11 protein-coding genes are annotated in these 13,976 nt (G+C 71.5%); 4 read left to right on the forward strand and 7 right to left on the reverse strand.

Annotated elements, in window-relative coordinates; genetic code table 11:
• Positions 1-103: 103 nt before the first annotated feature.
• The 4 genes from AB0N84_RS16085 to dut all read right to left on the reverse strand — a co-directional run bounded on the left by AB0N84_RS16085 (position 104) and on the right by dut (position 5,116).
• Entirely contained in the window at positions 104-2,941 is a 2,838-nt protein-coding gene (locus AB0N84_RS16085) for an aconitate hydratase (protein WP_363548167.1), read from the reverse strand.
• Between the two features lie 128 nt (positions 2,942-3,069).
• Positions 3,070-3,861 carry a DUF3159 domain-containing protein gene (locus tag AB0N84_RS16090; RefSeq protein WP_363548170.1) on the reverse strand — a complete coding sequence of 264 codons (792 nt, stop codon included), beginning with the start codon at positions 3,859-3,861 and terminating at the stop codon, positions 3,070-3,072.
• Between the two features lie 44 nt (positions 3,862-3,905).
• On the reverse strand, positions 3,906-4,628 hold the full coding sequence (locus AB0N84_RS16095; protein WP_223246494.1) for a DUF3710 domain-containing protein: 723 nt from the start codon (positions 4,626-4,628) through the stop codon (positions 3,906-3,908).
• Positions 4,625-5,116 (reverse strand): dUTP diphosphatase, encoded by a 492-nt coding sequence (gene dut / locus AB0N84_RS16100; RefSeq protein WP_069711023.1) that lies wholly within the window; start codon positions 5,114-5,116, stop codon positions 4,625-4,627. The genes AB0N84_RS16095 and dut overlap by 4 nt, the downstream gene beginning before the upstream one ends.
• 79 nt (positions 5,117-5,195) lie before the next feature.
• On the opposite strand from dut, the gene AB0N84_RS16105 reads away from it, so the two are divergent.
• Positions 5,196-5,627, forward strand: coding sequence for a DUF3093 domain-containing protein (locus AB0N84_RS16105; RefSeq protein ID WP_289458455.1), 432 nt, complete (start codon positions 5,196-5,198; stop codon positions 5,625-5,627).
• A gap of 144 nt (positions 5,628-5,771) precedes the next feature.
• Here the strand turns inward: AB0N84_RS16105 and AB0N84_RS16110 are convergent, their stop codons facing one another.
• Positions 5,772-6,074, reverse strand: coding sequence for a DUF4193 domain-containing protein (locus tag AB0N84_RS16110; RefSeq protein WP_069711407.1), 303 nt, complete (start codon positions 6,072-6,074; stop codon positions 5,772-5,774).
• Positions 6,075-6,386: 312 nt separating this feature from the next.
• Here AB0N84_RS16110 and sepH point away from each other — a divergent pair, with 312 nt between their 5' ends.
• A complete protein-coding gene (gene sepH, locus AB0N84_RS16115; protein ID WP_069711025.1) occupies positions 6,387-7,406 on the forward strand; it encodes a septation protein SepH in 1,020 nt (339 codons plus the stop codon).
• A gap of 96 nt (positions 7,407-7,502) precedes the next feature.
• Here sepH and AB0N84_RS16120 read toward each other — a convergent pair whose 3' ends face one another.
• Positions 7,503-8,669 carry a nucleotide pyrophosphatase/phosphodiesterase family protein gene (locus tag AB0N84_RS16120; protein WP_289458461.1) on the reverse strand — a complete coding sequence of 389 codons (1,167 nt, stop codon included), beginning with the start codon at positions 8,667-8,669 and terminating at the stop codon, positions 7,503-7,505.
• A 25-nt stretch (positions 8,670-8,694) separates the two neighbouring features.
• Between AB0N84_RS16120 and AB0N84_RS16125 the strand changes: the two genes are divergently transcribed.
• Positions 8,695-11,181 carry a DNA topoisomerase IV subunit A gene (locus tag AB0N84_RS16125; protein WP_182047543.1) on the forward strand — a complete coding sequence of 829 codons (2,487 nt, stop codon included), beginning with the start codon at positions 8,695-8,697 and terminating at the stop codon, positions 11,179-11,181.
• 136 nt (positions 11,182-11,317) lie between these two features.
• Here the strand turns inward: AB0N84_RS16125 and AB0N84_RS16130 are convergent, their stop codons facing one another.
• On the reverse strand, positions 11,318-13,435 hold the full coding sequence (locus tag AB0N84_RS16130) for a DNA topoisomerase IV subunit B (protein ID WP_289458464.1): 2,118 nt from the start codon (positions 13,433-13,435) through the stop codon (positions 11,318-11,320).
• Between the two features lie 179 nt (positions 13,436-13,614).
• Between AB0N84_RS16130 and AB0N84_RS16135 the strand changes: the two genes are divergently transcribed.
• Positions 13,615-13,839 carry a hypothetical protein gene (locus AB0N84_RS16135; RefSeq protein ID WP_069711029.1) on the forward strand — a complete coding sequence of 75 codons (225 nt, stop codon included), beginning with the start codon at positions 13,615-13,617 and terminating at the stop codon, positions 13,837-13,839.
• Positions 13,840-13,976: the final 137 nt, after the last annotated feature.

The following is a 13,976-nucleotide window of genomic DNA, read 5'->3' on the forward strand; positions in this document are numbered from 1 at the left end:
CCGACTCGTTCGACAAGCAGATCGTCCGCGACTGCGCGGTGCCAGCTGGCACCGCGCCTCCCGTCCGTGTCTCGGTCGCGTCAGCGACCCGTGCTCACGTCGCTCAGACGAGCGAACGGAGCACGTACTGCAGGATGCCGCCGTTGCGGTAGTAGTCGGCCTCACCAGGGGTGTCGATGCGGACGACCGCGTCGAACTCCACGGTCTGCTTGCCCGCCGGCGAGTGCTCGCTCGGCTCGGCCGTGACGTGCACGGTCTTCGGCGTGCGGCCCTCGTTCAGCTCGGTGAGCCCCGAGATCGAGACGACCTCGGTGCCGTCGAGGCCGAGCGACTCGACCGTCTCGCCCGCCGGGAACTGCAGCGGGACGACGCCCATGCCGATGAGGTTCGAGCGGTGGATGCGCTCGAAGCTCTCGGTGATGACCGCCTTGACGCCGAGCAGGTTCGTGCCCTTCGCCGCCCAGTCGCGGGACGAGCCGGAGCCGTACTCCTTGCCGCCGAAGATGACGAGCGGGATGCCCTGCTCCTGGTAGTGCTGCGACGCGTCGTAGATGAACGACTGCTCGCCGTCGGGCGTCGTGAAGTCACGGGTGTACCCGCCCTCGACGCCGTCCAGCAGCTGGTTGCGCAGGCGGATGTTCGCGAACGTGCCGCGGATCATCACCTCGTGGTTGCCGCGACGCGAGCCGTAGGAGTTGAAGTCCTTCCGGTCGACGCCGTGCTCGGCGAGGTACTGCCCGGCGGGGCTGTCCGCCTTGATCGACCCGGCCGGCGAGATGTGGTCGGTGGTGACCGAGTCGCCGAGCTTCGCCAGCACGCGGGCGCCGGAGATGTCCGACACCGCGTCCGGCTGCATCGTCATGCCCTCGAAGTACGGGGGCTTCCGCACGTAGGTCGACTCGGTGTCCCACTCGAAGGTGTCGCCCGTCGGGGTCGGCAGGTTCTTCCAGCGGTCGTCGCCCTCGAACACGGAGCCGTACTCGTGGGTGAACATCTCGGTGTCGATCGACGTGTCGATGACGTCCTGCACCTCGGCCGCGTCGGGCCAGATGTCCTGCAGGTAGACGTCCTTGCCGTCCTGGTCGGTGCCCAGGGCGTCCTTGTCGAAGTCGAAGTGCATCGACCCGGCCAGGGCGTAGGCGATGACCAGCGGCGGGGACGCCAGGTAGTTCATCTTCACGTCGGGGTTGATGCGGCCCTCGAAGTTGCGGTTGCCCGAGAGCACCGCGGTGACGGCGAGGTCGTTGTCCTGCACGGCCTGCGAGATCTCCTCGGGCAGTGGACCCGAGTTGCCGATGCACGTCGTGCAGCCGTAACCGACCGTGTAGAAGCCGAGGTCCTCGAGGTAGCTGGTGAGCCCGGCCTTCTCGTAGTAGTCGGTGACGACCTTCGAGCCCGGCGCCAGGGTCGTCTTGACCCACGGCTTGGCCTTGAGGCCCTTCTTCGCGGCGTTCCGCGCGAGGATGCCGGCCGCCATCATCACCGAGGGGTTCGACGTGTTCGTGCACGACGTGATCGCCGCGATCGCGACGGCACCGTGGTCGATCGTGAAGGGGTCGCCGTCGGCGACGGAGACCGACGTCGGCTTCGACACCGTGCCCGGGGCGCTCGACGCGTGCAGCGGGACCTCGGACGGCGGGGCGTCCTGCAGGTCGTCGACCGCGTGCTCGTCGCCGGGTGCGGCCGCGACCGGGTCCGACGCCGGGAAGGTGTCGGCGACGGCCTTGTCCTCGTGCGTGTGGTCGATGCTCGCGTAGTTGGCGAGGTCGACCTCGAACTGGTCCTTCGCCTTCGAGAGCTCGATGCGGTCCTGCGGGCGCTTGGGGCCGGAGATCGACGGCACGACCGTCGAGAGGTCGAGCTCCATGTACTCCGAGTAGGCGGGCTCGACCGACGGGTCGTGCCACAGGCCCTGGGCCTTGCTGTACGCCTCGACGAGGGCGATCTGGTCCTCGGTGCGGCCGGTCAGGCGCAGGTAGTCGAGCGTGACGCCGTCGACCGGGAAGATCGCGGCGGTCGACCCGAACTCCGGGGACATGTTGCCGATGGTGGCGCGGTTCGCCAGCGGGACCTCGGAGACGCCCTCGCCGTAGAACTCGACGAACTTGCCGACCACGCCGTGCTTGCGGAGCTCCTGCGTGATGGTGAGCACGACGTCGGTCGCGGTCACGCCGGCCGGGATCGACCCGGACAGCTTGAAGCCGACGACCTTCGGGATGAGCATCGACACGGGCTGGCCGAGCATGGCGGCCTCGGCCTCGATGCCGCCGACGCCCCAGCCGAGCACGCCGAGGCCGTTCACCATCGTCGTGTGCGAGTCGGTGCCGACGAGGGTGTCCGGGTACGCGTACAGCTCGCCGTCGAACTCGCGCGTGTACGTGACCTTCGCCAGGTACTCGATGTTGACCTGGTGGACGATGCCGGTGCCCGGCGGGACGACCTTGAAGTCCTCGAACGCGGTCTGGCCCCAGCGGAGGAACTGGTAGCGCTCTCCGTTGCGCTCGTACTCGAGGTCCGTGTTGCGCTGCAGCGCGTCCTCACGACCGAAGAGGTCGGCGATGACGGAGTGGTCGATGACCATCTCGGCCGGCGACAGCGGGTTGATCTTGTTCGGGTCGCCGCCGATCTCGGCCATCGCCTCGCGCATGGTGGCGAGGTCGACGATGCACGGGACGCCGGTGAAGTCCTGCATGACCACGCGGGCCGGCGAGAACTGGATCTCGGTGTCCGGTTCGGCCTCGGGCCGCCACGAACCGAGCGCCCGGATCTGCTCCTCGGTGACGTTCGCGCCGTCCTCGGTGCGGAGCAGGTTCTCGAGCAGCACCTTCAGGCTGTACGGGAGCTTCTCGTGCCCGGGCACGGTGTCGATCCGGTGGATCGCGTAGTCGACACCCCCAACCGACAGTGTGTCCTTCGAGCCGAAGCTGTTGACTGCAGCCACTGTGCCGCCTCCCTGGTGATCGGTGTGCCCTCATCCTCGTGGGCCGCGGAACGTCCCACCAGCAAGGCAAACCTAATCCCGGCCGCGTCGGAGCGTCGCCGGGAAAGTGTCTCGATGTCGAGACAACCCTACACCGCGGCGGTGCCCTCACGCCGCACGAACACCGTGCGGACGAGCAGCCAGGTGACCCAGAGCACGGCGGCGTAGAGCGGCACGCCGAGGACGAGCTTCACCGCGGCGAGCAGCTCGACCTGGGCGGTCAGGTACAGCGGCACCTCGACGGCCAGTCGCAGCGCGAAGAGCCCCACCCAGACCCACGTGGCGACGGTCAGCACGCGGCGCTTCGTGGGGTCCGCGCGCCAGTCCACGTGCGAGCCGTCCTCGTCCGCCGGCAGCAGGAAGCCGACCACGACGCCGATGAGGGGCCAGCGGACCGCGAGGCTCACCAGGAGGCCGACCAGCCACACCGAGTTGATGACGATGCCGGGGATGAAGTTCGTCTCGGCACGGCCGGTGAACAGTGCGAGCGCCGCGGAGACGACCACACCGGCGATGCCCGCGAAGGACATCGTGAGCGACTGCCGCTGCAGCAGGCGGAGCACGACGAACACCAGGCCGACGAGGACCGGGATCACGACGCTCGGCACGAGCTCCTTCGTGACCGCGTAGACGACCAGGAACGCGAACCCGGGGAGCACCGACTCGGCGAGGCCGCGCACACCGCCGACGGCGCCGAGCAGGGCCCGGCCGGACGGCGCCTCCCCCGGGGCCACCCGTGCGATCCCGGCGTTCTGCACCGCGGCGCGGAACTGCGCCGAGAACGTCGGCGCGACCTCGGGCTCCGGGGCCGGTGCCGGGACGTGACCGGGGGTCTCGTCGGTCGCGTCTGCGCGACGCGGGGTGTCGTCGTGGTCCGGCACCGTGCCTCCAGGCCGTGTCGAGTCGAGCGGGGACGTACCGGGCGTCAGACGGCGGACTGCGTCGACTTCGGCATGTGCAGCGGGATGAGGTCGCGGGGCGGCATCGGCGTGGTGCCGCGCACCACGACCACGCTGCGGAACAGCTCCTCGATCTCGGCGGCGTCGTCGGGCTGCTCGGCGGCCTTGCCGGCGATCACGCCGCGCAGGAACCACCGGGGGCCGTCGACGCCGACGAACCGTGCCGCGCGGGCGCCGTCGGTCGAGCCGGAGCCGTCGGTGACGACCGGGACGAGCGCACGGAGCTCGGGGCCGAACGGCCCGTCGACCTCCTCGACGCGGCCGCCCTGCCGCTCGATCTGGTCCGCGATCTGCGCGCGGATCTCGTGCCAGAGGCCGGTCGACCGCGGTGCGGCAAACGGCTGGACCTGCAGCGTCGACTCGTCGTAGTCGAGCCCGACCGCGACGACGCGCTGCGAGCCCTCCTCGACCTCGAGGCGCAGGTGCAGGCCCTCGCGCGGGAGCACCTTCACGCCGCCCAGGTCGACGTAGGGGCGGACCAGGTTCGCCTCGGTCTCGTCGTGGGGGCCGTTCTCGGCCCGGTCGGCCGGGGCGGACTTGTCCGTCGGGGCGACGGCGTCCACCTCGTCGAGGTCCGCGTCGGCGTCGGTCGCGATGTCGACCTCCGGCGTCGTCTCCGCGATCTCGGCGTCGTCGACGACGGCGTCCGCCACCTCGACCTCGTCCCGCTTGCGTCGGCCGAACTTCATGCGTCCGTTCCTTCCTGGAAGTCGTCGGCGGCGCCGTACAGGGCACCACCCCGGTCACCGTAGCCCGAGGACCCGAACCCGCCCTCACCGCGCACGCTGTCCGGCAGTGCCTCGACGCGCGTGTACGTGACGCGGGGCACCGGCATCACGATGAGCTGTGCGATGCGGTCACCGGTCCGGACCTCGTACGCCTCTGCGGCGTCGGTGTTGAGCAGTGCGACCCCGATCTCGCCGCGGTAGCCCGCGTCGACGGTGCCCGGCGCGTTCACGATGGTGATGCCGTGCTTCGCCGCGAGCCCGCTGCGGGGGACGACGAACCCGGCGTACCCCTCGGGCAGCGCGATCCGCAGGCCAGTGCCGACCAGGCGACGCTCGCCCGGCTGCAGCACGAACGACTCGGTGGAGACGAGGTCGGCACCGGCGTCCCCGGGGTGGGCGTGGCCGGGAGCGTTCTCCCCGGTCCAGAGCACGTCGACTGGTTCGGTCACGAGACACGAGGGTAGTGCAGCCGTGACCGTTCCGTGACCTCGGACCGGCGAGGGCGGGATGTCGTGGTGGGATGGAGGGGTGACCGTGTACCGCGAACGACTCTGGGCCCCGCCCGCCCTGTACCTGGCGACGGCGCTCGTCATCCCCGCGAGCCTGCTCGTGTTCCTGCCCATCAGCGTCCTCGCCGGGGTGCTCGTGGCGATCGGGATGTACGCGGGCGTGCTCGTCCTGCTCTGGGCGCTCGCTCCCACCATCGAGGTCACGGACACCGAGTTCCGCGCCGGCAGGGCGCACCTGCCCCGGGCGCTCGTCGGCGAGGCCGCCGCCTACTCCGGCGCAGCGGCCACGGACCAGCGCGGGCCGGCGCTCGACGCCCGCGCGTGGACGCTCTTCCGCGGCTACGTCCGGGGCGTCGTGCGCGTCGAGGTCGCGGACCCCGCGGACCCGACGCCGTACTGGCTGGTGAGCGCGCGGAACCCCCAGGCGGTCGTGGACGCGCTGCGTTCCTGACGTCGGCTCGCGCCCGTCGCGTCGCCCGAGGGGCGGACGGGAGGCTCGGCGCACGCCCGCCACGCCCGTTCCTCCCCAGGACGGTCGCGAACGCGGAACGGCCCGCCACCCTCGAGGGGTGACGGGCCGTTCGTGATCGCGTGCCTAGAGCGAGGCGCACTCCGCGCAGACGGGGCCGAGCTTCGACTCGTGGTCGAGCTGCGAGCGGTGCTTCACGAGGAAGCACTCGACGCAGGTGAACTCGTCGACCTGCGGGGGCAGCACGACGACGTCGAGGTCGACGTCGCTGAGGTCCTGTCCGGCGAGCTCGAAGCTGCCGGGGTTGTCCGAATCATCGTCGACGACCCCCGACATCTTGTCGGGCACGCGCTCCTTGAGGGCCTCGATCGACTCCGAGTCCGTGGAGGAGTCGTCGGTCTTCCTGGGGGCGTCGTAATCGGTGGCCATGCCCATCCGTTTCTCGTGTCGAGAGGTCGTCGCCGGTGATCGGCGGCGACAGTTTGCACCACGACCCGCGAGAGCGCAAACCGAACGCCGTGCGGGATCGTCAGGCGCTGCAACCCGTCGCCCACCACGGACATTCCCGCAGGCCGGGCACGCTCCCGGGCGTCCCGGTACGTCCCGGTGCGACCCGCTCGGGCGCTCGTCACCCCGGGAGTCCGCGGCACGCCCGTGCGCCTCCGCGGGAACGGGCGCGCCCGGCTGCATACTCCTGCAAGGTACGAGCACGACCGTACGCAACGCTCGGGAGGCGCAACCATGCAAGACGTGAGAGTCATCGGGGTCGAGTCCGGGGCACTCCTGCTCGCGACCGACGGCGGCACCGAGTTCCGGTTGCCGGTCACCGCGTCGCTGTCGAGCCAGGTGCGCCAGGCGAACCCCGACGCCGGTCCGCACAAGCGCGTGTCCCCGAAGGACGTGCAGGCGCGCATCCGGGGCGGCGCCGACGCCGCCGACGTGGCCGCCGCGCTCGACGTCGACGTCGAGTACGTCCGACGCTTCGAGGGTCCCGTGCTCGCCGAGCGCGCGTTCGTCCTCGACGCCGCGCGCCGGGTCCCGGTGACCCCGGCCGACGACGAGTCCCCCGACACCTTCGGCGCGGCCATCGAGGCCAAGCTCGAGTCCGGCGACGCCCGGTCGGTCGCGTGGGGCTCCTGGAAGGACCCCGAGCAGGGCTGGCAGGTGCGCGTCCGCTACACCGCGTCCGAGGTCGAGCACGACGCGCAGTGGCTGTTCGACCCGAAGACGTCGACGCTCGTCCCCGACAACGGCGACGCCCACCGGCTCTCGCACACCGAGGACGAGGGCATCGCGCCGCGCCTCCGCGCCGTCGAGAACGACCACCAGGACACCGACGGCACGCGGTTCGACTCGGGCGCGTTCCGCGTCGAGCAGGACGACCACGACGCCGTCGAGCCCGAGGTGCAGGACCGTCCGCTCCGTGCGCCGCTCCCCCGCATCGGCGCCGCCCCGGTCGAGGAGCGCTCGCCCGGCAACGAGACCGCCGACCTGCTCGAGGCCCTCCGGCGTCGTCGCGGTGAACGTGAGGCAGCGTCGTTCACGGAGCAGCAGGACGAGCCGCGCGGTACCTCCATCAGCGTCGTCGACGTCCCGCTGCAGGGCTGGGACGCCTCCCCCGCCTCCGCTCCCGAGCAGGAGGACCGCCCGACGTCGGCCCCCGGGTCCGAGAACCGTCCGGAGCGCAAGAAGCGCAACCGCCGCTCGATGCCGAGCTGGGACGAGATCGTCTTCGGCACCCGCCCGGAGGACCCCGCCTGATCCGCTCCCTCCCGAGCCGCGCCCGTCGGACGGGAGGCCCGATGCAGCCCCGCAGCGCTCGTCGCGCTGCGGGGCTGCACCCGTTCCGGCGCCGGGTCAGCCCGCGAAGGCACCCGCCAGTCGCAGGGGTACGAACACCTCGTCGTCGGTCAGGGCGCCGTGCTGTCCGATCATCCGCTTCGGCTCCTTCCGCGGGTCGAGCTCGCGGTCGTCGTTGAACGCCCACGACCCCCGCGCGACCACGACCACGTCACCGATGCGCGGGAGCACGCGGTCGTCGACGGCGCCGAACCAGCCCGCTGCGACCGCCTCGTCGCGGCTCGCGACGTACGCCTTCTTGCCGTACCGCGTGCGCCAGGCGGCCACGAGTGCGGGGACGTCGGTGCCCGGCCGGACGGCGAGCTGCCGGCAGCGCGGGTCCCCGGCGATCGCGACGACGTCGACGAGCAGCGCCGGGTCCATCGCGATGTTCGCCTCCGGCGGCACGTCGAGCACGCCGTGGTCGGCCGTGACGAGGATCCCGACGTCCGGGCCGCTGCGTGCCGCGAGCCGGGCGAGCTCGCCGTCGAGCTGCTCGAGCGCCGCGGTCCACCGGTCGGACTCCCAGCCGCGCTTGTGGCCGATCGAGTCGAGCTCGGGCACGTAGAGGTACACGAGCGACCGGCCCGCGGCGGTCTCGGCCAGCGCGGCATCCACCCGCTGCGGGATGCTGTCCGCCGCCGCGTACCGGGCACCGCCGAGCACGTTCGCGGTCATGCCGGACGACTCGTACCGCGCCGGGCCGACGACGACGGGCTCGACGCCCAGCGCCGCCGCCTCGGTGAAGACGGTGCTCGCGAGCAGCCACCCGGCGGGCACCTCGTCGTCCCACCCGCTGAGCAGGTTGACCACCCGCTCGGTGCCGGGCTCCCAGCCGCTGTAGCCCACCACGCCGTGCGTGCCGGGCGAGCGACCGGTGGTCAGCGTGCTCAGGGCCGCGGCGGTCGTCGTGGGGAAGCCGCTCCGCAGGCGCTTCAGCGTGCCGCCGCCCGTGGCGGCGGTGAGCCAGCGCGCGTGGCCGGCGCGGGCCGACAGTGCCGACGAGCCGAGGCCGTCGACCAGCACGACGACGACGGAACGGGCGGGGCGGAGCGCGATCCGAGCCTCCCGTCCGGTGGCACGCAACCAGGCGTCGTCGGCGGCGCCGAGCGCGACGAGGCAACTCGGGAGCACGTCGGCGAGGTTCGCGGTGGCGTCGGGGGCGCTCGGTACGCTGGGGGGCACCCCACGATCCTCCCAGAAAGGTCCCATGGCACGCACGGAAGCAGTCGGCCTGCCCGACGGTGAGCGCATCGAGGACGTCGACGTCTCCGAGGAGATGCAGGGTTCGTTCCTCGAGTACGCGTACTCCGTCATCTACTCGCGGGCCCTGCCGGACGCGCGCGACGGCCTGAAGCCGGTGCAGCGTCGCATCCTGTACCAGATGGCCGAGATGGGACTGCGGCCGGACCGGGGGCACGTGAAGAGCGCCCGCGTCACGGGCGAGGTCATGGGCAAGCTGCACCCGCACGGCGACAGCGCGATCTACGACGCCCTGGTGCGCATGGCGCAGTCGTTCACGATGCGCGTGCCGCTCGTCGACGGACACGGCAACTTCGGGTCGCTCGACGACGGGCCCGCAGCCGCGCGGTACACCGAAGCGCGACTCGCCGAGCCGTCGATGGCGATGACCGAGGGCCTGGGCGAGGACGTCGTCGACTTCGTCCCGAACTACGACAACCAGATCATGCAGCCGGGCGTGCTGCCCGCGGCGTTCCCGAACCTGCTCGTCAACGGCGCGTCCGGCATCGCGGTCGGGATGGCGACGAACATGGCGCCGCACAACCTCGGCGAGGTCGTCGAGGCGGCGAAGCACCTGCTGATGAACCCGCAGGCGACGCTCGACGAGCTGATGGAGTTCGTCCCGGGTCCCGACCTGCCCTCCGGCGGCACGATCGTCGGGCTCTCCGGGGTCCGCGACGCCTACGCCACCGGCCGCGGTTCCTTCCGCACGCGCGCCAAGGTGAGCATCGAGAACCTCACGCCGCGCAAGGTCGGCCTCGTCGTCACCGAGCTGCCGTACCTCGTCGGACCCGAGCGGGTGATCGAGAAGATCAAGGACGGCGTCCAGGCGAAGAAGCTCGTCGGGATCTCCGACGTGAACGACCTCACCGACCGGAACCACGGGCTCCGGCTCGTCATCGGCATCAAGTCCGGCTTCAACCCGTCGGCCGTGCTCGAGCAGCTGTACAAGCACACCCCGCTCGAGGACGGCTTCGGCATCAACAACGTCGCCCTCGTCGACGGCTCGCCCCGGACGCTCGGGCTGCGGGAGCTGCTCGACGTCTACGTGCGGCACCGTCTCGCCGTCGTCACGCGCCGCTCCGAGTACCGCCTGGCACGACGGCGCGAGCGGCTGCACCTGGTCGAGGGGCTCCTCGTCGCCATCCTCGACATCGACGAGGTCATCGAGGTCATCCGGTCCTCCGACGACTCCGAGGCGGCGCGCACACGACTGCAGGACGTCTTCGACCTCTCCGAGGTGCAGGCCGAGTACATCCTCGAGCTGCGCCTCCGACGCCTGACGAAGTTCTCGCGGCTCGAGCTCGAGGGCGAACGCGACCAGTTGCTCGCCGACATCGCCGCGCTCGAGGAGCTGCTCGCCTCCGACGACCGGCTGCGTGCCCAGGTGGCCCTCGAGCTGACCGAGGTGTCCGACCGCTTCGCGACCCCGCGTCGCACCCTGCTCACCGAGGCCGACGCGCCGGTGAAGGGCGGGCGGAAGGCCGCCGTCGACCCCGAGTCGCTGCAGATCGCGGACGCCCCGTGCCGCGTACTGCTCTCCACCACGGGCCGACTCGTGCGGGTCGACGTCCCGGACACCGACCTGGGCATCGTCCGCGTCCCCCAGCGCTCCAAGCACGACGCCGTCCGCTCGACGGTGCTGTCGACGGTGCGCGGGCAGGTCGGCGCGCTGACGTCCACCGGGCGCGTGCTCCGCTTCTCCCCCGTCGACGTCCCCGCCGTCCCGCCCGCCTCGGTCCGGCTGGATGCCGGGGTCCGGGTGGGGGACTACCTCGGCATCACGCGGACCGAGACGGTCGTCGCACTCGTCGACCTGTCGACCGGGGCCGCGGACTCCGTCGCGATCGGTACCGCGCAGGGCACCGTCAAGCGCGTCGCCACGGGCGCCTGGCCGGACAAGGACGAGTTCGTCGCGATCGGCCTCAAGCCGAAGGACACCGTCGTCGGGGCCGCGCAGGCTCCCGAGTCCGACGACCTCGTCTTCATCACGTCGAACGCGCAGCTGCTGCGCTTCCCGGCGTCGGGCGTCCGGCCCCAGGGCCTGCCCGCGGGCGGCGTCGCCGGGGTCTCGCTGGCCTCGGGTGCCACGGTGATCTGGTTCGGGTCCGTCGCCCGCTCGGACGACGCCGTGGTCGCGACCGTGTCGACGGCCTCGGGTGCCCTGCCCGGGACGGACGCCGGGCGCGCGAAGGTGTCCGCGTTCTCCGAGTTCCCGGCGAAGGGCCGCGCGACCCAGGGCGTCCGGGCGCACGCGTTCCTCAAGGGCGAGGACGGGCTGACCGTGGCGTGGGCCGGCATCGCACCGCCGCACGCGGTCGGGGTCGACGGAGCCGCACGGACGCTGCCGGACTGGCTCTCGAAGCGCGACGGGTCGGGGGCGCCGCTCGAGGCCGTGATCGACTCCATCGGCGGGAGCGCCGCGGCGCTCGACGGGACCGCGGGCGAGGCGTAGGCGCGCCCGGGCGGACATCCGCTCGGACGCCAGCCTGCTGCTCAGGACACCCTCGAGTCCGCGAGACGCCCCGCAGTCCGCGAGACGCCGTCCGATTCGGCGGCGTCTCGGCGCGAGAGCGGCGTCTCGGGCCGCGCTACGCGTCGATGCGGTCGCGGTCGAGGCCCTCGCCGGCGAGGATGAACTCCTTGCGCGGCGCGACGTCGTTCCCCATGAGGAGTTCGAAGACCTTCGCGGCACCCTCGGCGTCGGTGACGTTCACCCGGCGGAGCGTCCGGTGCGTGCGGTCCATCGTCGTCTCCGCGAGCTGGTCGGCGTCCATCTCCCCCAGGCCCTTGTACCGCTGGATCGGCTCCTGGTACTTCTTGCCCTGCTTCGCGAGCTTCTTCAGCACGGCCTGCAGTTCGGCCTCCGAGTAGGTGTACAGCGTGTCGTTCGGCTTCCCGCGGTTGACGACGACCACCCGGTGCAGCGGCGGGACGGCGGCGAACACCCGGCCCTGCTCGATCATCGGTCGCATGTACCGGAAGAACAGCGTGAGCAGCAGCGTGCGGATGTGGGCTCCGTCGACGTCGGCGTCTGACATGATGATGACCTTGCCGTAGCGCGCCTGGTCGATCTCGAACGAGCGGCCGGAGCCGGCGCCGATCACCTGGATGATCGAGGCGCACTCGGCGTTGGACAACATGTCCGACACCGACGCCTTCTGCACGTTGAGGATCTTGCCGCGGATCGGCAGCAGCGCCTGGTACTCGCTGTTGCGGGCGAGCTTGGCGGTCCCGAGCGCGGAGTCACCCTCGACGATGAAGAGCTCGGTGCCCTCGGCGTCCTGCTTGCGGCAGTCGGCGAGCTTCGTCGGCAACGAGGAGTTCTCGAGCGCGTTCTTCCGGCGCTGGGTCTCCTTGTGCGCCCGGGCCGAGATGCGGGTCTTCATCTCGGCGACGACCTTCTCGAGCAGCGTGGCGGCCTGCGCCTTCTCGGTGCGCTGCGTCGACGTCAGGATCTCGGTGAGGCGCTTCGACACCACCTGGTCGACGATCTTCCGCACCGCGGGCGTGCCGAGGACCTCCTTCGTCTGCCCCTCGAACTGCGGCTCGGGCAGGCGGACGGTCAGCACGGCCGTGAGCCCGGCGAGCACGTCGTCCTTCTCGAGCTTGTCCTGACCGACCTTGAGCTTCCGCGCGTTCGCCTCGACCTGGGTGCGGACGGCCTTCACGAGCCCCGACTCGAAGCCGGTCAGGTGCGTGCCGCCCTTCGGGGTCGCGATGATGTTCACGAAGCTGCGCTCGATGGTCTCGTAGCCGCTGCCCCAGCGCAGCGCGATGTCGACCTGGCACTCGCGGTCGACCGAGGTCGACACCATGTGGCCCTTGTCGTCGAGCATCGGCACGGTCTCGGTGAACGTCCCCGTGCCCTCGATCCGCCAGACGTCGGTCACAGCGGTGTCGACGGCGAGGTGCTCGACGAACTCGCTGATGCCGCCCTCGTAGCGGAAGCGCTCGATGACGGGTCCGGACTCGACGGGCGCGCCCGTGGCGACCGCCCGTGCGGCGGCGGCCTCGATCGACGAGGGCCGCTCGTCGGTGATGGTGATGCCGAGGCCCGGCACCAGGAACGCGGTCTGGCGCGCGCGGCTCACCAGGTCGGTGGTGCTGAACTTCGCGTCCGCGGTGAAGATCTGCCGGTCGGCCCAGTAGCGGATGCGGGACCCGGTGACGCCCCGCTTCACCTTGCCGACGACGCGCAGTTCGCTGCCGGACGTGAACGGGGAGAACGGTGCGTCCGGGCCGTCACCGGCGAACGTGCCGGGCTCACCACGGTGGAACGACATGGCGTAGGTCTTGCCGCCGCGGTCGACCTCCACGTCGAGCCGCTCGGACAGCGCGTTCACCACCGAGGCGCCCACACCGTGCAGGCCACCGGACGCGGCGTACGACCCGGAGCCGAACTTCCCGCCCGCGTGGAGCTTCGTGAAGACGACCTCGACACCGGTCAGCCCGGTCTTCGGCTCGACGTCGACCGGGATACCCCGGGCGGTGTCGCGGACCTCGACCGAACCGTCGTCGTGCAGGACGACACCGATCTCGTCGCCGTGGCCGGCGAGGGCCTCGTCGACGGAGTTGTCGATGATCTCCCACAGGCAGTGCATGAGCCCCCGCGAGTCGGTGGACCCGATGTACATGCCGGGACGCTTCCGGACCGCCTCGAGTCCCTCGAGGACGGAGAGGTGGCGTGCGGAGTAGTCGGAGCTCACCTGCCGATGGTACCGACGGGCACCGACAGCCTCGGCCCCGGTGAGCGGCGCGCCTCGGACTGGGGACAACCGCTCCGCGGTCAGCGAAACAGGCCGCCCCGGATGCACGTCTCCCAGCCACCTCGTGTTCAAATGAGTGCACGAAGCGCCACCACCTGCGATCCGTGAGGAGCACAGCAATGACCCAGACCGTGCAGGACCTCTCCATCGACGAGACCAGCAGCCACCAGCTCACCGCTGCTGACCGCTGCGACAGCTGCGGAGCGCAGGCCTACATCCGCGCCACCATGGCCAGTGGCGAGCTCTACTTCTGCGCTCACCACGGCGCCGAGTTCAAGGACAAGCTCGCGGCGACCGCCATCGAGTGGCACGACGAGAGCAGCCGACTCCACGAGTCGAAGTAGTCGTCACCCGACGAACGGACGGGAGGCGCGGGGGCCGCGGGGCCCCCCCCCCCCCCCCCGGGGGGGGGGGGGGGGGGGCACCGGAGGTGCGTCCCCGAGAAACGCGGGGGGGACAGGGGGGCGGAAGGGGCGCCCCC

Origin of the sequence: Curtobacterium sp. NPDC089185 (genome assembly GCF_040685235.1) — a bacterium.
Taxonomy (GTDB): Bacteria; Actinomycetota; Actinomycetes; order Actinomycetales; family Microbacteriaceae; genus Curtobacterium; species Curtobacterium citri.